The organism is Streptobacillus canis (assembly GCF_009733925.1).
Lineage (GTDB): Bacteria > Fusobacteriota > Fusobacteriia > Fusobacteriales > Leptotrichiaceae > Streptobacillus > Streptobacillus canis.
In genome coordinates this window covers 53,572-78,818 of record NZ_WOEI01000001.1, presented here as the reverse complement: position 1 = coordinate 78,818, position 25,247 = coordinate 53,572, and the positions used below count along the sequence as shown (strand labels likewise).

Annotated in this window: 23 protein-coding genes; 3 read left to right on the top strand and 20 right to left on the bottom strand. The window is 25.2% G+C overall.

Annotation, left to right across the window (positions count from 1 at the left end; translation table 11 throughout):
- Positions 1-58: 58 nt before the first annotated feature.
- The 10 genes from GM111_RS00380 to rplU form a co-directional block, all read right to left on the bottom strand.
- A complete protein-coding gene (locus tag GM111_RS00380) occupies positions 59-919 on the bottom strand; it encodes an ABC transporter permease (protein ID WP_156298915.1) in 861 nt (286 codons plus the stop codon).
- Positions 920-2,011 carry an ABC transporter permease gene (locus GM111_RS00375; RefSeq protein ID WP_156298914.1) on the bottom strand — a complete coding sequence of 364 codons (1,092 nt, stop codon included), beginning with the start codon at positions 2,009-2,011 and terminating at the stop codon, positions 920-922.
- Positions 2,004-3,524, bottom strand: a complete 1,521-nt coding sequence (locus GM111_RS00370) for an ABC transporter ATP-binding protein (RefSeq protein WP_156298913.1) — start codon at positions 3,522-3,524, stop codon at positions 2,004-2,006. Before GM111_RS00370 ends, GM111_RS00375 begins: the two co-directional genes overlap by 8 nt.
- Positions 3,525-3,596: 72 nt before the next feature.
- The gene (uvrC, locus tag GM111_RS00365) at positions 3,597-5,366 is read right to left on the bottom strand and encodes an excinuclease ABC subunit UvrC (RefSeq protein ID WP_156298912.1); all 1,770 of its coding nucleotides are present in this window, start codon (positions 5,364-5,366) and stop codon (positions 3,597-3,599) included.
- A complete protein-coding gene (gene rapZ, locus GM111_RS00360; protein ID WP_156298911.1) occupies positions 5,363-6,160 on the bottom strand; it encodes an RNase adapter RapZ in 798 nt (265 codons plus the stop codon). Before rapZ ends, uvrC begins: the two co-directional genes overlap by 4 nt.
- A gap of 9 nt (positions 6,161-6,169) precedes the next feature.
- Positions 6,170-7,300, bottom strand: a complete 1,131-nt coding sequence (locus tag GM111_RS00355) for a D-alanyl-D-alanine carboxypeptidase family protein (protein WP_156298910.1) — start codon at positions 7,298-7,300, stop codon at positions 6,170-6,172.
- A gap of 2 nt (positions 7,301-7,302) precedes the next feature.
- A complete protein-coding gene (gene nth / locus GM111_RS00350; RefSeq protein ID WP_156298909.1) occupies positions 7,303-7,950 on the bottom strand; it encodes an endonuclease III in 648 nt (215 codons plus the stop codon).
- Positions 7,951-8,001: 51 nt separating this feature from the next.
- Positions 8,002-8,292, bottom strand: coding sequence for a 50S ribosomal protein L27 (rpmA, locus tag GM111_RS00345; protein ID WP_067323080.1), 291 nt, complete (start codon positions 8,290-8,292; stop codon positions 8,002-8,004).
- Positions 8,289-8,624 (bottom strand): ribosomal-processing cysteine protease Prp, encoded by a 336-nt coding sequence (locus GM111_RS00340; protein WP_156298908.1) that lies wholly within the window; start codon positions 8,622-8,624, stop codon positions 8,289-8,291. Before GM111_RS00340 ends, rpmA begins: the two co-directional genes overlap by 4 nt.
- Positions 8,625-8,626: 2 nt before the next feature.
- Entirely contained in the window at positions 8,627-8,923 is a 297-nt protein-coding gene (gene rplU, locus GM111_RS00335) for a 50S ribosomal protein L21 (protein ID WP_067323075.1), read from the bottom strand.
- Positions 8,924-9,133: 210 nt separating this feature from the next.
- Between rplU and gltS the strand changes: the two genes are divergently transcribed.
- Positions 9,134-10,312 (top strand): sodium/glutamate symporter, encoded by a 1,179-nt coding sequence (gene gltS / locus GM111_RS00330; RefSeq protein WP_156298907.1) that lies wholly within the window; start codon positions 9,134-9,136, stop codon positions 10,310-10,312.
- Between the two features lie 45 nt (positions 10,313-10,357).
- Here gltS and GM111_RS00325 read toward each other — a convergent pair whose 3' ends face one another.
- From GM111_RS00325 to infC, 5 genes are all read right to left on the bottom strand, one after another.
- Positions 10,358-13,333, bottom strand: a complete 2,976-nt coding sequence (locus GM111_RS00325) for a UvrD-helicase domain-containing protein (protein WP_156298906.1) — start codon at positions 13,331-13,333, stop codon at positions 10,358-10,360.
- Entirely contained in the window at positions 13,323-15,803 is a 2,481-nt protein-coding gene (locus GM111_RS00320) for a PD-(D/E)XK nuclease family protein (protein ID WP_156298905.1), read from the bottom strand. The genes GM111_RS00325 and GM111_RS00320 overlap by 11 nt, the downstream gene beginning before the upstream one ends.
- 85 nt (positions 15,804-15,888) lie before the next feature.
- Positions 15,889-16,239, bottom strand: coding sequence for a 50S ribosomal protein L20 (rplT, locus tag GM111_RS00315; RefSeq protein WP_156298904.1), 351 nt, complete (start codon positions 16,237-16,239; stop codon positions 15,889-15,891).
- Between the two features lie 22 nt (positions 16,240-16,261).
- A complete protein-coding gene (gene rpmI, locus GM111_RS00310; RefSeq protein ID WP_156298903.1) occupies positions 16,262-16,468 on the bottom strand; it encodes a 50S ribosomal protein L35 in 207 nt (68 codons plus the stop codon).
- Positions 16,469-16,486: 18 nt separating this feature from the next.
- Positions 16,487-17,020: a translation initiation factor IF-3 gene (infC, locus tag GM111_RS00305; protein ID WP_197034418.1), complete on the bottom strand. Its 534-nt coding sequence runs from the start codon at positions 17,018-17,020 to the stop codon at positions 16,487-16,489.
- Positions 17,021-17,296: 276 nt separating this feature from the next.
- On the opposite strand from infC, the gene GM111_RS00300 reads away from it, so the two are divergent.
- Positions 17,297-17,455, top strand: coding sequence for a DUF308 domain-containing protein (locus GM111_RS00300; protein WP_156298902.1), 159 nt, complete (start codon positions 17,297-17,299; stop codon positions 17,453-17,455).
- A gap of 11 nt (positions 17,456-17,466) precedes the next feature.
- Entirely contained in the window at positions 17,467-17,775 is a 309-nt protein-coding gene (locus tag GM111_RS08125; RefSeq protein ID WP_197034417.1) for a hypothetical protein, read from the top strand.
- Here the strand turns inward: GM111_RS08125 and GM111_RS00295 are convergent.
- From GM111_RS00295 to gmk, 5 genes are all read right to left on the bottom strand, one after another.
- Positions 17,762-21,397 (bottom strand): OmpA family protein, encoded by a 3,636-nt coding sequence (locus GM111_RS00295; RefSeq protein ID WP_156298901.1) that lies wholly within the window; start codon positions 21,395-21,397, stop codon positions 17,762-17,764. The two genes, GM111_RS08125 and GM111_RS00295, sit on opposite strands and share 14 nt — an antisense overlap.
- A gap of 102 nt (positions 21,398-21,499) precedes the next feature.
- Positions 21,500-22,657, bottom strand: coding sequence for an RNA polymerase sigma factor RpoD (gene rpoD, locus GM111_RS00290; RefSeq protein WP_156298900.1), 1,158 nt, complete (start codon positions 22,655-22,657; stop codon positions 21,500-21,502).
- Between the two features lies 1 nt (position 22,658).
- Positions 22,659-24,443 carry a DNA primase gene (dnaG, locus tag GM111_RS00285; RefSeq protein WP_197034416.1) on the bottom strand — a complete coding sequence of 595 codons (1,785 nt, stop codon included), beginning with the start codon at positions 24,441-24,443 and terminating at the stop codon, positions 22,659-22,661.
- A 55-nt stretch (positions 24,444-24,498) separates the two neighbouring features.
- Complete coding sequence (gene rpoZ / locus GM111_RS00280; protein ID WP_156298898.1) at positions 24,499-24,684, bottom strand: DNA-directed RNA polymerase subunit omega; 186 nt, start codon at positions 24,682-24,684, stop codon at positions 24,499-24,501.
- Between the two features lie 12 nt (positions 24,685-24,696).
- Positions 24,697-25,242 (bottom strand): guanylate kinase, encoded by a 546-nt coding sequence (gene gmk, locus GM111_RS00275; protein WP_156298897.1) that lies wholly within the window; start codon positions 25,240-25,242, stop codon positions 24,697-24,699.
- Positions 25,243-25,247 lie beyond the last annotated feature (5 nt).

Sequence of the window (25,247 nt, the reverse complement as noted above, 5' to 3'; positions counted from 1 at the left end):
TCAATACTTTAATATTAAAAAAATCTTGTAAACATACAAGATTTTTTTATCATATACTTTATTTTTCGTAAGGTTTTCCACTTGCTTTAGGTGCTCTAGATTTACGTCCGAATGCAACTAATGCAATTAATGTCATTAAGTATGGTATCATCGCTAAGAATTCTTGAGGAATACTTCCACCACTTGTCTTAGTATAATCTGATACTGCTTGTCCAAAAGCAAATAATAAACTTGCAAGAATAGCACCTAATGGATTCCATCTACCAAATATCATTGCAGCTAAGGCCATAAATCCACGCCCAGCTGACATATTACTTGTGAAACTTGATAATATTACTGTAGTCATATATGCTCCTCCAAGACCTGCATATACTCCTGATAATAATACACCTATATATCTATATTTATACACGCTTATACCTACAGTATCTGCAGCTAATGGATGTTCTCCAACTGCTCTTAATCTTAAACCAAATACTGTTTTATATACTAAGAAATATGAAAGTATAGCTAATGTATAAATTGAACCTATAACTAATGCATTGCTTGGATGAGTTGATGCAGAAGGTGTAGATCCTGATGCATCAAATATCACTTTAATTAAGTATGAAGTAACAGCAACAGCAAATAAGTTGATTGCAACCCCACTTATTATTTGTTCACCTTTTAAATGTATACTTATTACAGCATGTATTAAAGACATTAATCCTCCAACTAACATACCACATAAAATTGCTAAATATGGATTACCTGTAAAATAATTTATAACAGCTGCTGTAAAAGCTCCTGTTAACATCATTCCTTCAAGTCCTATATTTGTAACTCCTGATAACTCTGATAAACATGCTCCAACTGCAGTAATTAATACTGGAGGGGCAACGGTAATTGTTTGTTTTAAAATTATTCTAAGTGCTTCCATTTATTTCCCCTTTCTCTTATTTAAGAAATATTTAAATAAGTTTTCTGCAGCAACTAGTATTATGATTAATGCTTGTATTATAAATACAATTTCTTTATCTATATTAAATTGTCTTTGTAAAGTTTGTCCTCCAATTTCTAATGATGCATAGAATATTGCAGCAAAGAATATACCAAAAGGATTATTTTTACCTAATAATGCAATTGCAAGTCCTGTAAATCCATAATCTCCCATAATTAAATCAGTATATCTATATTCAGCAGCCCCTCCAAGAACTCTTTCTGCTCCTCCAAGACCTGCTATAGCTCCTGCAAGTCCCATTGCAATAAATGCAATTAATTTAGGGTTAATTCCTGCATTTTCAGAAGAAGTTGGATTATATCCTACAGCTTTTATTTCATATCCTATTCTTGTTTTTTCAAAGAAGAAATATGATAAGATTATTATTACTATTATTAGTATAAATCCTAAATTTAAATTTTGTTTAGTTTGTTCATAAAAGAATAGAGGTAATCTTGAAGCCTCAAATACTTTTTCAGATATATTATTGTTAGTTGTTGGATCTTTTAACGGTCCATTAACTGGGTTAATTAAATATCTTTGTAAGTTTATCATAATATAATTTAACATAATAGTACTAATTACTTCATGTATATTGTATTTTGATTTTAAGAACCCTGCAAGTGATGCCCATAGGAATCCACATAATGCAGCAACAAATAAACAAATTAATATATTTAATATACCAAAACTATCTAAATAAGTTGTTATAAATGTACCAGCTAGTACTGCTCCAAGTCCTCCTGCAACTAATTGCCCTTGAACCCCTATATTAAATAATCCAGCTTTAAATGCTATCATAACTGCAATAGCTGAGAACATTAATGGAGTTGCATAAACTAGTGTTTTAGCAAGACCATTAAATGGAAATTTAGGTGATGACTGATACAATGCTGTTTTAAACATCGCTCCGTAAGCTTCAATTGGATTTACTCCTCTTGATGCCATTATCACTGCACCTGCAAGTAATGCAATAAATACTGCTAATAATGACGGTAAAATATTATAAAATGTTTTCTTAAATTTATTCATCTAATTTACCTCCTGCCATTAATATTCCAAGTTTTTCCATAGTTGCATCTTCTCTATTTAATAAACCAACTATTTTACCAGAATACATAACTGCTATTCTATCACTTAATGTCATAATTTCTGTTAATTCTGCTGATACAACAAGTATTGCTTTACCTTTAATTCTTTCATGTAAAATAGTATTGTGTATCATTTCTATCGCACCTATATCTACCCCTCTTGTAGGTTGAGATGCAATAATAAATTTATTTTCTTTTTCTAACTCTCTAGCTATAACAACTTTTTGTTGGTTACCTCCAGAAAGTCCACCATATATAACAGTACCATCTACTGGTCTGATATCATATTTTTCTATCATTTCTTTAGTATTTTTTTGAACTGTAGAGAAATTTATTATTCCTTTATTTACATATTTATCCATATCTCCTAAGATAAGGTTTTCATTTACTGTAAATTCATCTATAGTTGCTCTCTTATGTCTATCTTCAGGCACATGTGATAATCCTGAAAGTCTAATATTTCTAGGAGTACTATTTAAAAGTTCTACTCCATCTATACTATATGATCCTTTTTCTGCTTTTCTAAGTCCAGCTAATACTTCTATTAATTCAGTTTGTCCATTTCCTTCAACCCCAGCTATTCCTAGTATTTCTCCTTCTCTAATTTCAAAACTAATTCCTTTAACTTTTTCAGCACCTAAATCATTTAACGCAACAACATCTTCAACTTTTACTAAAGTTTTTCCAATCTCAGCTTTTTCTTTCTTAATATCAAATAATACTTCTCTTCCTACCATCATATTTGCAATTACTTCTTTAGTAGCTTCTGTTGTTTTTAAATTTCCAACATCTTTACCACGACGAATTACTGTAATATTGTCTGATAAGTCAAGAACCTCTTGCAATTTATGTGTAATGAAGATAATTGTTTTACCTTCTTTAATTAAGTTACGCATTATTCCATATAACTCTATTACTTCTTGTGGAGTAAGCACGGCACTTGGTTCATCAAAGATTAATAATTCTGCACCTTTAAATAAGATTTTTAAAATTTCTATTCTTTGTTGTATACCAACTGATAAATCTCCAACTTTAGCATCTGGATCTATATTTAACCCATATTTTTCAGAAACTTCCCTTACTTTTTGTCTTGCTGTTTCTAAATCAAAAAGTACTTTATTTTTAACAGGTTCAAATCCTAAAACCATGTTTTCAGCAACAGTTAATGTTTCAATTAACATGAAATGTTGATATACCATTCCAATTCCAAGTTTTGCAGCATCTGTTGGTGTATCTATTGTAACCTCTTTTCCTTTATAGAAAATTTTTCCAGATGTTGGATCATATAATCCATTTAAGATTTTCATTAACGTTGATTTTCCAGCTCCATTTTCACCGACGATAGCATGAATTTCTCCAGTTTTAATTTTTAAAGTAATATCATCATTAGCGACAATTTTACCACCGAAGAATTCTTTTCTTATATTATGCATTTCCAAAATATAGTTACTCATTGCTTCCTCCTATTTCTTTTTTCACTTGTCTGTTAATATTATACAACATAATATTTTAAAATGCAAAACAAGTTATGTATTTTTTATTTCTTTTACTACTGATAATGGTAGTATCTCTAAGAGCTCATTTTCACTAGCTTCAAATATATTTTTAACACTACCAAATTTCAATATAAGTTCTTTTTTTCTTTTTGGTCCTATACCTCTAATTTCATCTAAGCTCGATTTAATGTTTCTTTTTGATCTAAGTTTTCTATGATAAGTAATCGCAAATCTATGCACTTCATCTCTTGTTCTAATCAATATTTTTAAAGCTTCGTCATTTTTATCAAAAATATATGGCTCACTTTCTCCAGCCTTAAATATTTCTTCATTTCTCTCTGCTATACTTATTAAATCTACATATTCAAATTTTCCTAATTCTTTTAATACACTGACAGCCACTCCTAGTTGCCCTTTACCACCATCTATTAAAATCAAATCAGGTAATTCATCTATTTCTAGTTTAGAGTATCTTCTAGTTAATGTTTCTCTCATCATTAAAAAGTCATCAGGTGTATCTTTTACTGTAATTTTAAAGTGTCTATATTTTTTATTGTCAGCTCTTCCATTTACTGATACACTCATTGCAGAAACAGCATCCTTACCTTGAATATTAGAAATATCAAAACATTCAATAAGTTTAGGCAGTTTTTTTAGATTTAAAACATTTTTTAAATCTATTAGTCCTTTAGTTATAGCTTTCTCTGTTCTCATATATTCATCTACATTAAAGTTTAGATTTTTAATTCCTAATTCCAGTAAACTTAACCTTCTGCTTTTAATTATAGGACTATGTATCTTAACACTTTTATTCTTTTCAGTACTAAAGTATTTTTCTAACATTTCAATTTTATTTTTATATTCTTTTTCTATTATTATATTTTTTGGTATTTTCTTATTATCATAATATGAAATAAATAATGTTTCAAATACCTCATCTTCTTCATATTTATTTTCTAATTTAATATTATTTTTACCAATAATCTTACCATCTCTAATATTTAAAACACAAATAAATATTTTGTTACCTATATTAGTTAAAACAAAAACATCTTCATCTGTTTCTAAACTATGTTCAATTAATTGTGTCTTTATCAATGTATTTAATTTTTCAATTCTATTTCTAATTGTTAATGCTTTTTCATATTCTAAATTATCTGAATATTCTATCATTTGAGTATGTAATTTATCAATAATACTTAAATCTTTATTTTTCAAGAAATTAATCATTGCCTTTGAATTTTCAACATATTTATTCTCGTCTTCAATATTTTCAAAATATAGATCTCTATTTAAATTATTATGTCTTAAATTATTACCAACTATTTTTTTATTGTACATATCTATATTAAAATATTGCATATCAAAAGCAGATAATAGTAATTTTATCATTTCCTTCATATTAAATGGATATGGGCCAAAATAATATGCATCTCTATTTTCTTCTAAATACTTTCTACTTCTAACTACTGAAATTTGTGGAATTTTTTCATTAGTTATCTTTAAATATGGATATGTTTTATTATCTTTTAAAAGAATATTATACTTAGGCATATATTTTTTTATCAAATTATTTTCAAGTATTAAAGCTTCAAGTTCACTATTGCATAAAAAAAACTCTATATCATTAATATGCTTTACTAATTCAAAAGTCTTCATTGAAGATTTTGGATTATTAAAGTAAGAACTAACCCTATTTTTTAAGTTCTTTGCCTTACCTACATATATTACTTTATCATTAATATCTTTCATTAAATATACACCAGGATTTTGTGGTATATTTTTCAAATCTACCTTCATTTTATCTCCCTATGTAATTTATATACTTCATATTTATCTTTTAAATCTTCATATAACTTGTTAACTAGAGTAACAGATCTATGTCTACCTCCAGTACATCCAATAGCAATATGTATATTATTTTTTGTATTTTTAAAGTAAATAGGTAATACAAACTCAAAAAAATTATATATATTTTCATACATTTTTTTGCTCTCTTCAAAAGACATTACATAATCATATACTTCTTTATCGTCACCTGTTTTATCTCTTAACTTTTCTAAATAATATGGATTATCTAAAAACCTCACATCAAAAACATAATTCGAATCTTGTGGTAATCCATGTCTATATCCAAACGAAGAAATTAACACCCTTTTTTTCAAAATATATGTATTTTCTAAAATATCACATAACATTTTTGGTGTTAATCTAGTCGTATCAATATTGTTTATATCAAGTAATTTTAGACTTGATAAAAACTCTCTTTCTGCATTAATTGAATTATTCAAATTATCATCTTTCAAAAATGGATGAGTTTTTCTAAGTAATTCATATCTTTGAATTAATTCTTCATTACTTGCCTCTAAAAATACTACATTAAACTTATCTGTCTTAATTACCTCTTTTAAAATAGATAATTCATCTTTATTTTTAACATAAATTCCTATTGCAGTTTTAGTATTTTCTTTAACTTCTAATAAATGATTTATTGGATAATTTAAACTTACATTATATCCATTATCTTCTAAAAATTTTAAAGCTGTTGTTTTCCCTGATCCACTTAGTCCAAGTATTAATATATTTTTATCCATATATTCTCCTTAATATGCTCCAAAAGTAATAACTCTAAGTATTTTTTCAAACCAATTTAGTTTTCTATTAGCATTTTTAGCAAATATTGGTCTACTTGTTATAACTTCCCCATCAAGCATTATTTCTAATACTCCTATTTCATCATCTACATTTATATTATTACTAATTTCATTTAGTTTAATATTATGAACAAAATCTTGACCTAAGTTAATTAGCAACACATCATCTTTTATATATCCCTCAATTGTTTTCTCTTTATATCCTTTAATATCAAATAAATAATATGTATTTTCTTTATCTACTACTTTTTCTAATTTCTCGCTTAACTTTGTAAGAATCGCCTTATGTAGTCTATATCTTTGTTTTTCTGTTTCAGAATTTAATGAAATTGAAACTACTGTAGAATCTCCCATTTTTGATACTAGAATGATATTAAACCCTGATTCTTCGTGAAAACCTGTTTTCATACCAACTACACCAAAATCTCCTAACATATGGTTTCTATTATGATAAACTCTTGCAGGATCTTTACTGTTAGGGAAACTTATACTCTTTCTTCCACTATAATCTAAAATGTCTGTGTTTTCAACAACATATTTTGTTAAAATAAATAAATCTTTTGCTGTTGACATATCCATTCCAAAACCTTTATTTAATCTTGGCGGTAAACCTGCTGGAGAAGAAAAATATGTATTATTTAATCCAATCTCTCTTGCTTTTTCATTCATCATTTGAATAAATTTATTTATATCTCCCTTACCAATATGTTTTGCAGTTGCATAAGCAGCATTATTTGAAGAAAATATCATTTGTATCTTTAATAGATCTTCAAGTGAATAACTGTCATCTCCAGGCCATACAGAAATAGCCCCTCCATTAACAAAGGCAGTATATCTATCAAACATTACTTTATCTTTTAAATTAAAATTACCTTTTGCAATTTCATCTTTAGCAACCAATACATTCATAACTTTAGTTAATGAAGCAATAGGGAATAAAATATCAGAATTAACATTTACTACTTCAGTACCATCTGTTAATGCAGTATAAACTATAGGAATCCTTTCCTTTTTTTCTTCTTCTATACCATAAACATTAAAAGTAAATACACACATTATAAATATTATTATTTTTTTCATATCTATACCTTTTTTCTATTTTTTTCATTATATTTGCATAAATCTCTTATTTCACATTCCTGACATTTAGGACGTCTTGCAATGCATTTATCTCTACCATGTAAAATTAAAAAATGTGAATACTCATACCATGATTTTTTAGGAACTATCTTCATTAATTCTCTTTCAATAATCTCTACATTATCATTATCTACAAATCCAATTAGATTTGATAATCTTCTTACATGGGTATCTACTACTATTCCTCCTCTAATGCCCCATAAATCACCTAATAAGACATTAGCAGTTTTTCTCCCAACTCCTGGAAGTTCTGTTAATTCTTCCATTGTTCTTGGTAATACCCCATTGTATTTTTCCATTAACATTTTTGCATTAGCTTTTAAGTTTAATGCCTTATTTTTATAGAATCCTGTAGATTTTATATATTCTTCAACTTCCTCTAATGATAATTTTTCCATATCCTCTGGAGTTTTTAATACTTTAAAAAATTCTTTAGTAACTATATTCACTCTCTTATCTGTACATTGTGCAGATAAAATCACTGCAACCATTAATTGATATTCATTAGAATAGTCTAACGCTATCTTGGGTTCTTTAAATTTATTTCTTAATACGTTTAGTACTTCTCTTACTCTCTCTTTTTTAGTCATATATCACCTTTAAAAAAAAGCCTTTTACTTAAAAAAGGCTTTTCTTATCTATTATTTAACTATTTTTTCTGGGTAAACACTTACTCTTTTTTTACCTTTGAATGTTTCAAATTTAACGTAACCTTCAATTAAAGCAAATAAAGTGTAATCTTTTCCAAGTCCCATGTTGTTTCCTGGGTGGAATTTAGTTCCTCTTTGTCTAACAATTATGTTTCCAGCTTTTACAGCTTCACCATCATATCTTTTTACTCCTAAATATTTAGGGTTTGAGTCTCTACCATTTTTAGTTGACCCTTGTCCCTTTTTTGAGGCGAATAATTGTAAATTCAACTTTAATATCATTTTCCATACCTCCTAGCTCTAAATTGTACATTTTTTGGATAATCTTTTGAAATTTGTTTTAGCATTATTGCTAAAGATTTTAGCAGACTTTGAGACTTATTTAAATCTTCCGCGTCAACATTTCTCAGGTCACAAAAAATATATCCATCTTTCATTTCATAATTCAATTTCTTTACTTTCAACACTTCTATTAGGCCATTTAATGTCATTATAGATGTGGCAGAAATTGATGCACATACTATGTCTTCTCCATAGTTATATGCTTCTGTATGTCCCTTTATTAAAAAGGATACAATTTTATCTTCTTTTTCAGAAAATTCAACGTTTGTCATGACTATCCTTTAATATCTTTAACTTCAATTAAAGTATATTGTTGTCTATGACCTTGTTTTCTGTAGTATGTTTTTTTATTGTATTTAAAGTTGATAACTTTTTTACCTTTACCGTGTTCTTTAACTTCAGCTACTACTTTAGCTCCTTCTACTAATGGTGATCCTACTTTATCTCCTACCATTAATACTTCTTCAAATGAAACTTCAGTTCCTACTTCTACGGCTAATTTTTCAACTTTTAATAATGAACCTACTTCAACTTTGTATTGTTTTCCTCCAGTTTTAATTACTGCAAACATCTGTTCACCTCCGAAATTATCAAAATCGCTGCTTTAGGTATTAGCCACCTAACACATGCGTACATAGTATAATAACACATTTAGTGTACTCTGTCAATCAATTATTTGTATATATTTACATATATTTGATAAATATTTACATAAATATAATATAGTTGATTTTTTCCTATATATATTGTATCATAAAAAAATAACAAATTGGAGGTTTTTATGAAATATATTTTAGATTTAGATATGATACAAACTGTCGGACTAGCAGTTATTTTCTTAGTTATTGGTATTAGACTAAAGAAAAGATCTAAAGTCTTACAGAAATATTGCATGCCAAATGCAGTAATAGGAGGTTTCCTATTTTCAATATTAGCATTAATTCTTAAATATCTGAATATTATAGAATTTAATTTTGATACTACTTTACAAGATTTCTTTATGATAATGTTTTTTACTAGCGTTGGATTTAATGCAAGTTTTTCACTACTTAAAAAGGGTGGAATAAAATTAGTATTATTCTTATTTGTAGCTGTATTATTAATTTTCTTCCAAAACGCCGTAGCAATAGTAATTGGAAAATTACTTAATGTAAATCCTTTAATTTCTTTAATGACTGGATCTACTCCTATGACTGGAGGACATGGAACATCAAGTGCAATAGCTGAAAATATTAACATGGATGGTTTAAAAACAATTGCAATCGCAGCAGCTACATTTGGTACTATAGTTGGTTCTTTATTTGGTCCACCATTAGGGAAAAAACTAATTGAAAAATATAACTTAAAATCTCAAGATACTATTGAAGAATCAATAGAAGAAGATAATGAAATTCATGAATTAGATGAAGAAAGATTTGCAACTGCATTCTTTATACTTTTATTCACAATGAGTGTAGGTACAATTTTAAACATTTGGTTTAAACAAGCTGGTTTAAAATTACCAGTATATATAGGCCCAATGTTTGTCGCAGCAATAATTAGAAATATCTCAGATATTTTCTATAAAGAAATGCCTATGAAAGAAATACAAGTATTAGAAAGTATATCACTTAACTTATTCCTTTCAATAGCATTAATATCATTAAAATTATGGCAATTATTCGGACTTGCAGGTCCATTAACAATACTATTATTAGCTCAAGTAATTACAACTTACTTATTCATAAGATTTATTACATTTAATGTTATGGGAAGAAACTTTGATGCTGCTGTTATTGCTGCTGGACATATGGGATTTGGAATGGGAGCAACACCAAATGCCCTTGCTAATATGAAATCTATAAACGATGAATTTGGGTATTCAAAAGTTGCATTCCTTGTAGTTCCTATAGTTGGTGCATTATTTATAGACTTCTTCAATATTAGTATAATAACAATATTTATACAGTATTTTAGTTAAAATAAAAATCTGATAAGATCCTTAATTGGAAATTATCAGATTTTTTTATTCATCTAATGGAAGTATTTGAGTAAATATCTCAAATTCTTCTAATTCTTTAGATAAAATTCTTTTATAGTTTTCTAATTGTTTAATATATTTAGGATTGTTAATTACATTATGTCCCGTTTTAAAATCATATATATATGCCTTTTTATTTTCATTATCTAATAGTAATAAATCTATAATATACATTTTATCATTATCTTCTCTATCAAAAATTTTAAATTCAGAATATTTTTTCAAATTAGTATTCAATATATGTGTATATTTCGTAATATTTTTATCAATTAAATCTAATACTCTACTAAAACTTTCATCAGATAATAAATTACCATATTTCTTTTTAACTATATCTATAGCAACTTCAACATCACCGTTATATACTTCAAAGAAATAATGTATTGCACTTCCTTCTTTTTGTTTATTAATTCTATCAATATCATATTCTTCATTTTCTGCCTCTAAATAATTAGTTTGTGTTAAATAATTAGAATATTTTGAATAATCTACAAAAGAAGTTTCTTTTTCTTTTATCTCTTTTGATTTTCTTTCACCAACTTTTTCTACAACTTTAATTAATGGCCCTGTTTTTTCAAAGAATACATAACAATTTTCTCTAGCTCTTGTATATCCTACATAATTAACATTTAAATATGCGTCTTTAAAGCTTTTATTAATAACAGTATATTCATCATAAACATTATCATAATTTTTTAAATATTCTAAAAATATGCCTTTTTCTATATCATCAAAATTCTTACTTTCCATTATATTTTTAAACATTTTATACAAGATATCATATTGTGTTAATTTAAAATTAGATACATTATATTCATTATCATAAAACACATACTTTTTATATCCTAACTTATTTTTATCAAAACTATCATCATAAGTATAGACATTTTTATACTCAAGTCCCTTAGAAGCATGTATAGTTGTAAGAATAATACCATCTTTTTCTATAATAGATTTTCTTGTTTCTTTATTTTTTTCTATGCTCTCATAGAAATCAAATAAATTATTAAATTCTTTCATTTTAGAAAAATATACATTTAAATTAAGTATATCATTAGCATCTTCATTTACAGTATATCCAAATCTAGATAAATATTCCTTAGCAAAATCAAAATCATTTGAATTGTATGAATTATGTCTATCAAAATTATTTTTGAAAAATTCTACATCCTCATCTACTTTACCATTAATAACCTCATCAATATCATCTAAACTATAATTTTTTATACTGCTTCTTAAAAATTCAAATTTATATAATTCGTTTTTAGTAACCAAATATTTTACTAATCTATGAGCGTTTTTAACAACTTCTACATCTAAAATATTTGATTTAGTTATTAATGAATAACTAATATTATTTTCATCTAAGTATTTAGCTACTTTTTCGAGAGCCTTATTCTCTCTCAATAATACAGCTGTATCCGTATAGTCTTTATTTTCAATTATTTTATTTACAATTGCTTTAATTATAAAATCTTCATTTTCTATTTTATCTGCATTTCCATTACCAGTTTCTACTTTTTTTACTAATATAGTTTCAACATATCCGGCATTTTTATCTTCTTTACTTGAATTGACAGTCTCATATCCATAATCTTCAAGTTTAGAGAACTTATCATTTACAAAATCAATAATATTCTTTTCAGATCTATAACATGTCCCTAAATTTTTAACTACCGTATCTTCTCCTAAAGTTTTTTCTAGATCTTCAAATAATTTTTTATATCCTCCACGCCATTCATAAATACTTTGTTTCTCATCTCCTACACATGTAACAATTTTAGCTCCATCCATTATTAGTTTCATAAATTTAAATTGAGGAACACTTGTATCTTGAAACTCATCTACCATTAAGGCTTCTATCTTACCATCCATTAACTCATAAAACGCTTCTGTAACTTTTCCATCTTTAACTAATCCTAACTTTTCATCAAAAATATACTTAAGAGTATAGTATGTAATATCATTAAACTCTAATAATTTATTTTCCTTCTTTAACTTAAAGTCTTCTTCAAATACAATTTTCGAATTTTCATAAACTTCTTTAGTTTTTTTATCACTTTCATAAATATATCTAATAATTTGAAATTCCTGTATTTTTTTTGATATTTCCATCTTATTTTCTATTATATCTTTTACTACTTCAGATGATTTTTTTGCTCTTAAATCAAATATATCAAATACAGTAAAAATTTCTTTAAAATATTTATTTAATTTCGAATAATAGAATTCAGTATTTACATCATTAACTTGAATTAATATATCTTTTACTTTTTCTATATCTTTTTTTACCTTTGGTAACTCACCATTAAATTCTATATTTAATTCATTGAAAAATAGATTTTTAGCCTTGTTTATTACATCACTTAAACTATATTTTTCATCTATTTTTTTTATACTAAGTAATTCTTCTTTATTATATAGAAAATTCTTTTTTATCTCTCTTATTATCTCTTTGATTTCTGTTTTTTCATACTTATATTTAAATCTTGGATTATTAATTAGTTTAATAACAAAGTCTGTATACAAAGTTCTTTCTGTTTCTGTATCTTCTGTTAATACATCATAATCATAAATATCAAGTATAGGTTCAGCAATACATGTATTAAATACTTTTGCTGTAAATCCATCTATAGTATCTATTCTAACTCTATTTTTATTTATCAACATATCTTTATATATATGAGTTAATTTATCTATATCACCAGGTTTAAATTTATATTCAAAATTACTTTCTATATTTTTAATTAATTCATGTGATTTTTCATCTTTAGATATTATAGTTAAAATAAATTCAAATATTCTATTTTTTATTTCTGCCGTTGCTTTTTTAGTAAAAGTCATAACCAATATATTTCTGAAATCAATATCTAAAAGTAAAAAATAAATATATTCTAGTGATAATCTATATGTTTTACCTGTACCAGCACTTGCTTTTACAACAGTTTTTTTATTTTCCATTGTTAATTACCTCCTTAAAACTAGAATATTTATCTACTTTACCTAAATCAAATACTTCATCTTTAATATATGAAGTTAATTTTTCAATTATTACTTCTTTATTTACTTCTACTTTATTCATATCTACTTGAACAAAGGTATCAAATGTTTGTATGAATGAAATATACCCTAAAATTTCCTTATCTTTTACCTCATCCATATATGAATATATTTCTACTTGATTCGCATATTTTTTCATTTTATCTATCTTATATTTTCCTGTTTTAAAATCAATAATATAGTATTTTGTTTCTGTCTCTATTATTAAATCTGATTTTCCTTTAATCTTAATTTCTCTATCTTCTATATTTAAATTAAATCCTACTTCTTTTTCAGTATATATTTCAACTATATTTTCATGTATTAATTCTTTCTTTAGCTTATTAAAGAAATCTATTATCGTTTCAGGTAAGTCTTTTAAATATGTCATTTCAAAGTATTTTTTATACTCATCAAGTACAGTATTTTCCTTTTCATTCATAACTAATTCTATAGACTCATTAATATAGTTTAATAACTCTACATCTTTTAAATGAATAATCTTTTTACCTATTTTATTTATAATATTTTCCATAATCCTATGTGTAATATTTCCTACTTCAACTACTTTAATATCTTCATTAAATATATCACTTTCATCTATATTAGTAGATAAGTAGAAATCTAATTCCGAATTAATAAGTCTCAATAATTTAGTAACTGATATATTACTAAAATCAGATAATTTATCATTTTTATGCATCAAATCATTTTCAACTTTATCTTTAATCTTAATATTGCTTTTATCTAGTAATTGATCTAAAATAACTGTCTTTTCTCCCATAGTTATTTCCTTTTTATCAGCTTTTAATTTATTTGTAAAAACTAAATCAGTTAAAAATGGCATTTCTGATATATTCTCATCTTCATTTTTTATATAGCTTATATATATATTATTTGAAACTGCAATATTTCTATAAACATTAAATAGGTTTTCATATACTAAATCATCTGATACAGGTAAACCAAGTAATGTACTTTGTGATTTAGAAAAGATATTTCTATCTTTTATTACAATATTTCCTTGTACATTTATTAAAGCAAAATTTTCTTTTATTTCCGTACCTAATTTTTTTATATCTAATATTCTATTTTTCTTTTCAATTAAATCAGCATGTAATGTTTTTTTATCTAAATATTTCATAAATAACATTAAATAATCTACAACAAAATTTGATAGAAAATCTAAATCTAGAACATTAACTTCACTTAATGCCTCAAAAAAAGTAAAATTAGTATTAAACATATATTCTTTTTTAGATTTAATATTACCAATTCTTGTAAATAACTCTAAAAATTCTTCCTTACTTCTATATTTTTTTATTTCATTTAGCAACCTTAAACTCTCAAGTTTTTCACTTTCTATATATATGTTATTATATCTTGATTCTCTAAATAAAATAGATAAATCGCTATTTTCTATTTCAAATTCATTTCTAAATTCTTTTATTGAGTAAAGTCTATATATATCTGAAATTAAGTATCTACCATTTATGGAATTTTTTATGGCTAAATATATTTTAGATAGTATATTATATGCAACAGTATGATTAAATGAAAAATCTAATGTATTTATCAACTCATTTTGATTAACAAAAATATTTTCATCTTTTATTTTTGCTTTCTTTTTCTCTGCCATATCATAAAAAGTATTAAATTTTTCCAAATTGTCTAAAATATTTATAGTCTGTGTAAATTTATCACTACACTCTACTACTTTAATATTTTTCTCTTTTAAGCTTGGCATAGTAATATTTTTTAAAATATTTTTTTCTTCATCATAATCATTTTTATTTACATATAGGAATATAGAAAGATTATCAATATCTTCTAAAATTTTCTTCTCAAATACAGTAAATGAAAATTTATTAACAAACACTATCTTCTTAAAATTATTAAGAAAATCTTGATTAATATATGAAAATACTGGTAATAAATATCTAGGTATTTTCACTTCTTTATGTGCTCTTTCTAACATTTTATCATTTATATTAAGATATAGATTAATTATATTTTTTTGCCACTCATGTACTTCTATTTCATTTAAATCAACACCATATTCTATATATTCTTTCATAAATGAATAATATCTATATGCTATATCTATACAATCAAAATATTCATTTATTTGAAGTTTTTTCTTAATTTCATTATTTAGCGTATTATAAAAGAACACTACCTCTTTTTCCTCTTTAAGTAATATTTTTTTACTTAATATTACTTTTTCCCAGAATTCATTTTCAGTTATATATTTTTTTGTAGTAAAAATATCTTTATCTTTACTTTCTATTTCAAATTTATCATTAAAATTTGAAAAAACATATAAAGTATTATCTTCTATATTATTATTTAAATCAAAATCTATACCTTTATATTCAAATTTTAGAGCCATAAAACACCACCTTTATATACTTTTGATATATTATACCATTTTTTAGAGATAAAAAAAACTACATCATGTGATGTAGTTTTATATATTATAATGCTTTTACTTTGTCTACTAAAGCTTTGAATTCTGCAGAGTTGTTTAAAGCTAATTCTGCTAAAACTTTTCTGTCTAATTCGATGTTTAATTTCTTTAATCCATTCATGAATTTAGAATATGATAATCCTTCAGCACGAGTTGCTGCATTAATTCTGATTATCCATAATTCTCTCATTGTTCTTTTCTTTAATTTTCTATGTTCTGTTGCATAAGCCATAGCTTTTTTAACAGCTTCATTAGCCTTTTTATAATTAGTTTTTGTAGATCCTCTATATCCTTTTGCTTCATTTAATACTTTTTTATGTTTTTTTCTTCTTACTATTCCAGTTTTTACTCTTGGCATTTTCTTTCCTCCTTATAAGTTATTATCTTCCTTCTTGTCCTGCTAATAATCTAGATGCTTTTCTAGCTGCTCCACCAGTTAATACTTGGTCTTGTCCTAATCTTTTCTTTCTTTTATGTGTTTTCTTAGTTAAGATGTGGCTTTTTCCTGAATGTTTAACTACGAATTTACCTGTTCCTGTAACTTTAATTCTTTTTTTTGCTCCTTTGTGTGTTTTCATCTTTGGCATAATTTTTCCTCCTCTTGTCTATTTCTTAGGTGAAAGCATTACAAATTTTTGTAATTGCTCTTTTCCATATTTTTTTTCAACTATAGCTTTATCTTCGAAGACTTCAGCAAATTCATCTAACACTTTAACTGCTGATTCTGAATGTAGCTTTTCTCTTCCTGATAATCTTAAACTGATTTTTACTTTGTTTTCTTTCTCTAAGAATTTTTCAATTTGATTAATTTTAGTTTCCATATCATGTGTATCGATATGAGGTTTAACTCTTAATTCTTTAATTACAGTATTTTTTTGTTTTTTCTTATTCTCTTTATCTTTTTTTAATTTCTCATAACGATATTTACCGTAATCCATTATTTTACATACTGATACACCATTATTTGAAGACATTTCTACTAAATCAAGATTTTTTTCTTGTGCTATATCATAAGCTTCATGGAAAGTCATTACTCCTAATTGTTCACCTTCTTCTGAAATTAATCTTATTTCTTTAGCCCTAATCTCATCATTGATTCTAGTTCCATCAGTTTTACTCGTTCCTTTAATAAAGAACACCTCCTATATTTTTGTAATAAAAAAACAAGATAAAATCTTGTTCTCAAAATATCAATAAAAAACTATTAGACTGTGTCTAATATATATTTAATATTAATAACCCAACTCATATTAAGCCTATGCATACTAAACGCTATGGAAAGGTGAGAATCAAAATTCTACTTTTACAATACTAGAACTTGCTAGTATTTTCATTTACTATGAAATAATATCATATTTTTAAATATTTGTCAAATATTTTTTTACATGCTATAATAAATAAAAAAAGAGGCTAAAATGAATAATTTTTTTAATATTATTGTTGCAATAATATATGTAATTTTTGGTATATTCATTTGGATGAATCCATTTGAAACATTAAAGACTTATGCTTTAATTATAGGAGGATTACATCTAATAAGTTCTATCAGTACTATTTTATACTTTTTTCATTAAGCAATATTTTTATGTCATTAATTATGGGAATAATAATATTTGTATTGCCATATTTATCTCTATATTTAATAATATGGGTATTTATCTTTGCATTTTTATTTACAACACTTTATTTCCTATACTTTTCATATTATAGCATAAATGGGATTAATATCATACAATTAATTATTTTTTTATTTGCTGTTTCTTATGGATTTGCAATGTTATTTTCTCCATCACTTGCAGCAAATACATTAGGTAAGATAATTGCAACATTAGTTATATTTAATACCAAGAAAATCAAAATAAACACAGATTTCTCTGTGTTTATTTTATTATAATCTCAACTCTTCTGTTTTCTTCATCTATTTCACTAATTGGATTACCTTCTCCATCACCTAAAATCATTATTCTATTTTCAGATATATTATGATTATTTAAAATATATTTTTTTACTTCCATTGCTCTTAATAGTGAAAGTTTTTTATTATATTCTTCACTTCCAATAATATCAGTATGTCCAATTACAATTAACTCTTCATCTTTAATCTTTTTTAAAAGACTATCAATTTTCTCTTTATTAGTTTTACTTAATTCAAAACTATCAAACTCAAATTTGTCCACTACTATATTCTCTATTTTTTTACTTTTTAATTCTTCTCTTAAAGCATTTAGTTCATTTTTTAGTTTTTCTATTTCTTCTTTATCATCATCAAATCTACATTCAGTTTGATTAAATATTATTTCTTTATTATTCATATCGCCAAAAGTATATGAAATCCCAAATCCTGCACTAACTTCTAATCCACTGTTAAATCCTAAACTACCTTTAACCCCTACATTTTTAAACATACCTGAATAGCCTAAACTTACCCCTACTTCTTTATTATAGTAACCTAGAGAAGCTCCAATAGAATGAGTTTTTTTTAAATTATTAAAAGGTATGCTACCATGTGCTATTGCACTTGCTACACCTGAGTTAGCTTTTTTAATTCCAACAGTATTATTTACATTAACATTAGAGTTAAGCAACTCATCAACATACTTTTTGTTTACTGCATCATTATCATGTATAGGTTTAGAAACATTTTTTATATTTACAGTAATATTATTACTTCCTAGGCTTATACTATTTTTCTTATCATCATCATATTTAACACTACCTTTTATATCCTTTAATATATTTTTATCCAAATGTTTTTCTTTTATTGAATTTTCAGCTATTTCTATACTTAAATCACTTTTCCCTACTATTCTATTTTCTCCATTTAATATATTTAAGCTTTCACTTATTATATTTCCTGTTTCTGTTTTAGAAATATAGTTTTCAGTAAGGAAAGATTTAACTAAAGTATCGGTTACCAATTTATTTTTAGGATTACTAATACTTGAATTTTTACTTAAAACTTCTATATATTTAACTTCATTAATGTTGCTAGCATCTATATTTGCTTTATTATTTATTTCTCCACTAGTAATATACCCTTTAGATTCTATATATTCATTAACTTGTTTATCTGTTACTAAAACATCTTTTGGTGCAGTAATATTTGCTCCTTCATTTAATGCTTTTGTAAACTTATCTTTTACTATATTACTCCCATCAATATTAGCTTTATTATTTAGCTTTCCTTCAGTTATATATCCTTTCCCCTCTATATATTCTTTTACATCTTTGTCAGTTACCAATTTATTTTTAGGTTCATTAATATTTGAATCTCTATTTAAATTTTCAATATATTTATCCACATTTATATTACTAGCATCAATATTTGCTTTATCATTTAAATCTGCATTGGTAATATAACCCTTAGCTTCTATGTATTCATTAACTTGTTTATCTGTTACTAAAACATCTTTTGGTATACTAATATTTGCACCCTCATTTAAAGACTTCGTAAATTTATCTTTAACTATATTACTTCCATCAATATTTGCTTTATTATTTAAGTCTCCTTCAGTTATATATCCTTTTCCTTCTATATATTCTTTTACATCTTTATCAGTTACCAACTTATTATTAGGTTCGTTGATATTAGCATTAATATTTAAAGCCTTAATCCAAGCTTCTTTATTTATTATTCCTTCTTTAGCATTTATAATTTCAAATAATTGAGATCCATTTATAGCTTCATTTGATTCTTGGGATACATCACCTTTTTGTAAAAATACCAATTTTCTTAAATTATTTTCATTTCCTATAGAAAGAGTATTTGATATAGCTGTAGAATTATCCCCTAAAACTATTGCGTCACTAACACCTCTACCTACATTAATGTTATTACCTATTGCAACAATATTATCACCTAATATAGTATTTGAACTACCTATAGCCATTGAATCTCTTCCTGCAACTATATTTTCTACACCAATTGCAATACTATTTTCTCCAATATTTTTTAAATCATTTAAAACTAAATTATCCTTCAATTCTTTTAATCTCTTTATAGCTTCTGCCAAATCAATTTCTTCTTTTTCTAGCAATTCTATTACTTTATTATATTCTGACATTAAAGCCAAATCTTTAGGATCAGGATTTATATTATCATATATATTCTTTAATCTCATGACCTCTTTTTTAACATTTGCTATTAAAGTTTCTCTTTCAATTATAGCATTTTTATTTATTCCTAATGCTTTTTCCAATTCTTCATTTAATTTCTGAATAGTTATTTTATTCTTTTCAATAATATCTATAATATTTGTTTTTTTCCATTCTTTTATATTATTATATATTTTAACTATTATTGAATTTGTTTCATTAGAATATTGTATACTTTCATTTTCAGCCTTAATAGTAGATAACTCTTTTATTGCAGCACTTTTCTTGTCTAGCCACGTTTTATCTCCATCTTTCTCGTACATGTACTGATAATATGTAATTTCATTAGTTTTAACATAATAATCAACCTTTAAATCCAACTTTCTATACAGTATCTGTTTGTCTTCCTCAAAAAGCATTTTATTGTTATTTTTATCAAAATATTCCCTAAATGCCTTTTTAAATTTTAGCGAAGCTATTTTAGCGTTTTCAAATTCCTCTAATGTAGTTAAACCTGTTTTTATAGATTTTAAAGTAATATCGTGTTCTGGTATTTCTGAAACATTTCTAAATGCATCTTTATGTAATGTAACATCATTATTTGATGTACTTACTATAGAACCATTTTGATATTTAACTCCATTAAACACACTATCAAAACCTACTTTTCCATCTACTTCTTTTCCATCAATATATACAGAAAAAGCATTTATTTCATAAGGATTAATAACAGTTTCACTTGTACTACTTAATCTTGAATTATATACCTCAGCAGACATTTTAGTAAAACTTACTTCATTTTTTCTTAAATCCCCTAATGCTTTATAGTAATTTTGTATATATTCTTTATAGAATTCTAGTTCTAATCTTAGTTCAGTCCCCTCTTCGACTATTGATTTAAATCTTGTCGCTGCAGAATTTAAACCATCCTTAGTTGTAATGTCTATATCATTTATCTTTGCAAGTCCATTTAATTTACTATTTAATTCTTCTATTTTATTTCTATGTACCCTAAAAAATTCTTCATTATTTTTTACTAAATCATTATACTCATTTTCTTTATTATTCCATTTACTTTTTGCATTTTCTTTTGCTAAATTTACAGTTTCAACTCTTTTACCTGCTTCAATTATTTCCTTATACTTTTTATTTATTTCTTCTATTTTAATATTTAAATTTTTAATCTCTTTTTCCTTATTTTCAATTTCTGTAAGCTTTACCCTATTTTCTTCTATTTTCCTTACTACACTATCTTTAGTTTCATCATTACCAACAGCTGCAGAATTTTTCCCTATAGCTATAGAATTTCTACCTGTAGCAACACTACTTCCAATCGATATAGAATTATCCCCAATAGCTAATCCTTCATTACTATATAAATTTATAGCTAAAATTAACATTAACAAAAAATATTTTTTCATTTATCCCCTTTTATATATCTTATCCCCACAAAAATAGTATATCATAAAATTAAAATTTTTTAAATAATATTTTTAAACAAAAAAAGAGTGATTCAAATCACTCTAGTTTCTAAAGTCTTCAAGACCTTTTTTCTTTTTAATATTTTTTAATTTATTTATAGCCTTAACTTCAATTTGACGTATTCTTTCTCTAGTTACATCAAATATTTTTCCAACCTCTTCTAATGTTTTAGGAGCTCCATCATCAAGTCCATATCTTAATCTTAGTACTTGTTCTTCTCTCTCATTAAGCTCTTTTTTAAGTATTTCATTAAGCTTTTCTTTTAATACTGATCTAACAGTTGCTTCATGAGGATTTAAGAATTTATCATCTTCTACGAAATCTCCTAATTCAGAATCATCTTCACTACCTACAGGTGTTTCAAGTGATATTGGATCTTGGTTCATTTCCAAGATATTTTTAACTTTTTCTACTGGCATTTCAACTGTTTTAGCTAAATAGTCTGCAGTAGGTTCTTTTCCTGTTTCTTGTAAGTGTATTCTTGATGCTTTCTTTATTTTATTTATAGTTTCTATCATATGCACTGGTATTCTTATTGTTCTACCTTGATCAGCTATAGCTCTTGTAATAGCTTGTCTTATCCACCAAGTAGCATATGTTGAGAATTTAAACCCTTTATCTGATTCAAACTTTTCAACTGCCTTCATTAATCCAATATTTCCTTCTTGAATTAAATCTAGTAATTTTAATCCTCTGTTTGTATGTTTTTTAGCTATACTTACAACTAATCTTAAGTTTGATTCCATTAATTGTTGTTTAGCTTTTTCATCACCTTCACCTATACGTCTTGCTAATTCAAATTCTTCTTCACTTTTTAATAAAGGAATTTGACCTATTTCTCTTAAATACATTTTAATAGGTTCATCAACATCTGATGATTCACTTACAGATGTTAAATCTTCATTTAATAGGGCTTCAACTTCTTTATCATCTATATTTATTTCTGGTTCTATATCTTCTTTTTTTACTTTTTCTACTTCTTTATCTTTATCTTTTTTTGTTTTGTTTTTGTCGGCTATTTTATCTACAATTTCTATATTCATTTCTTGTAATTTAAAAAATGTAGCATCTATTTTATCTTGAGAAAAATTATCTTTCATCAGTTTATTAACTTCTTCTCTACTGATAATTTTATCTTCCTTCGCTTTCTTTATTAAATTAGATATACTTTCTTTTAAATCTATGTTTTTAGCCGCCATTTCATTCTCCCTTTAAAACAATTATTTCTTCATAACATTCCAACAAATCATTAACTAAAACAATATTTCTAAGTTTCTTGAGTAATCTTGCAATATTAACTTTTTCCACTACTTTTTCATTTATAGGTAATATGTTAATATAGTCCTCATATTCTTTTAGTAATAATTCTAACCAAGTTTTTATTAATCTAATGTAATCTTCATCCGTAAATCTATTGTTATAGTTTATTGTATAATCTATCATAAACTCTTCCTCTTCTTCATTTAAAGTAAGAGATGATATTCTAGCTATATCGTAATCTACAGATAGAAGTTTTTTATGTAATTCTCTATATTTTTCACTCTTAAAATCAAATGATTTAAGTATATCATATAGTTTAGTGTTTACATCATTTCCTAGTAATAGAAATTGAATTGTAGTTTTCTCAACTTTAGTTTGATTTGATTCTTCTTCTACCACTTCTACTACTGTATCTTTTTTTACATTAATATGTTTATTAATCTTTTTAGCGTTTTTAGTATATTTTGATAATATATACTCAACTTCAACACTTATAAGTTTTGAAAACTTATTAATTTCATCTTTATATACTATATCATTTGATATACTTTCAAAATATGACCTCATAATTTCAATAGCTTCTCTTTTTGAAGCTGTTTGTGTAAAGTCAAAATTATTTAAATTCATTTTTGTTACATAATCTAATGCTCCAATTGAATTACCTAATACTGTAAAGAATTCATCTTTTGAATATTTTTTAAAATATTCATCTGGATCTTTTACATCATCAGGTAGTGTTGCACATTTAATATTAAATTCTAACTTATTTAAAATATTAATTACTGATTTTGTAGCTTTTTGACCCGCTTCATCTTTATCATACATTATTATTATATTATTAGTATATTTTTTTAATAACATAGCTTGTTTTTCAGTAAAAGCAGTTCCAAGTGATGCAACAGAATTATTAAATGTATTAATATGTGAACTTAAAACATCTAAAAAACCTTCCATTAATATTGCATATTTTTTTTCTTTTATCTCTATTCCTCTATTAAATAATCCATAAAGTTCACTACTTTTATCGAATAAATAGCTTTCTGTTGAATTTAAATATTTAGGAATATTATTATCTTGTCCTATATATCTACCTCCAAAACCAACAATTTGTTGATGTCTATTAAATATAGGGAACATAATTCTTTCTCTAAATACATCATAAATATTTTCACTATCAGTATTACTAACAGCTACGATGCCTAACTTTACAAGTTCTTCAACTTCATATTTTTCTTTTAAATATTCATATAATCCATGCCATTCTTTAGTAGCATATCCTATTTGATATTTATTTAAATCATTAAGATTAAAACCTCTTTTTATCATATATTCTTTTGCTTTTTTTGATTTTTCAAAGTTTTCTTTAAAAAAGATAAGTGCATCTTTTAATATCTTATGTCCAACATTTTCTTTAATAATGTATTTTGAGCTATTATTTCTTATACTTATCCCATATTTTTTTGCAAGCTCATTTAAAGCTTCGTAATATGAAATATTTTTAATATATGAATAAAAACTAATTACATTTCCACCCTTTCCAGAACTAAAATCTTTAAAGATTTTCTTACCAGGATGTACCGAAAATGATGGTGTGTTTTCACTCTTAAATGGAGAAAAGCCTTTATAGCTTGCTCCTGCTTTATTTAAATCAACAAATTGACCTATAAGGTCAACTATATCGACATTATTTATTATTTTTTCTTCATCTTCGGATAGTTTAAACATATACTCCTCCATAATATAAGTATAATGCGATAATCTAAATTGTCAAGATTATAAATTAATCATTTTCAACAATTTTTATTTTTTCTTCTAAAATATCTTCAAAAACATTATCTATTATTTTATATTTTTCTATACCAGCAATAAATTCTTTTCTAGCAGCTTTACCTGCTAATATTGCTAATTCATATTTATTTGGTACTTTTTTCAATAATTCATCTACTGAAATTTTTTCTCTTTTCATAGTTTTTCTCCTTTAGCCTTCTATGATATCTATAAGCTGTTTACAAGAATCTTCAACATCATAATTAATTATTGTAAAATCATAATCTTTTTCATATTCAAGTTCTTTTAAAGCATTTTCAAGTCTTTTTTGTATTACTTCTTCACTATCAGTTTTTCTACCTCTTAATCTTTTTTCAAGTTCTATAAGATCAGGGGCTTTAAAGAATACTAAGATAGAATCTGGTCTTTTGCTTTTAGCAATTACACCACCTTGAACATCTATTTCTAAAATGACATTCTTTCCATTTTCTAAATGTTTTTCTATTTCAGAATTTAAAGTACCATAATAGTTCCCATGAACATTTGCATATTCAAATAATCCATTTTCTTCAATTTTTTTCTCAAATTCTTCCTTAGTAATGAAGTAATAATCTTTACCATCAACCTCTCCTACTCTCATTTGACGAGTAGTAACTGAAATTGCTAAAGGGATATTTAACATATCTCTTACAAGTTTTGTAACAGTAGACTTTCCAGAACCTGATGGTCCAGAAACTATGAATAATCTTCCTTTCATGCTAC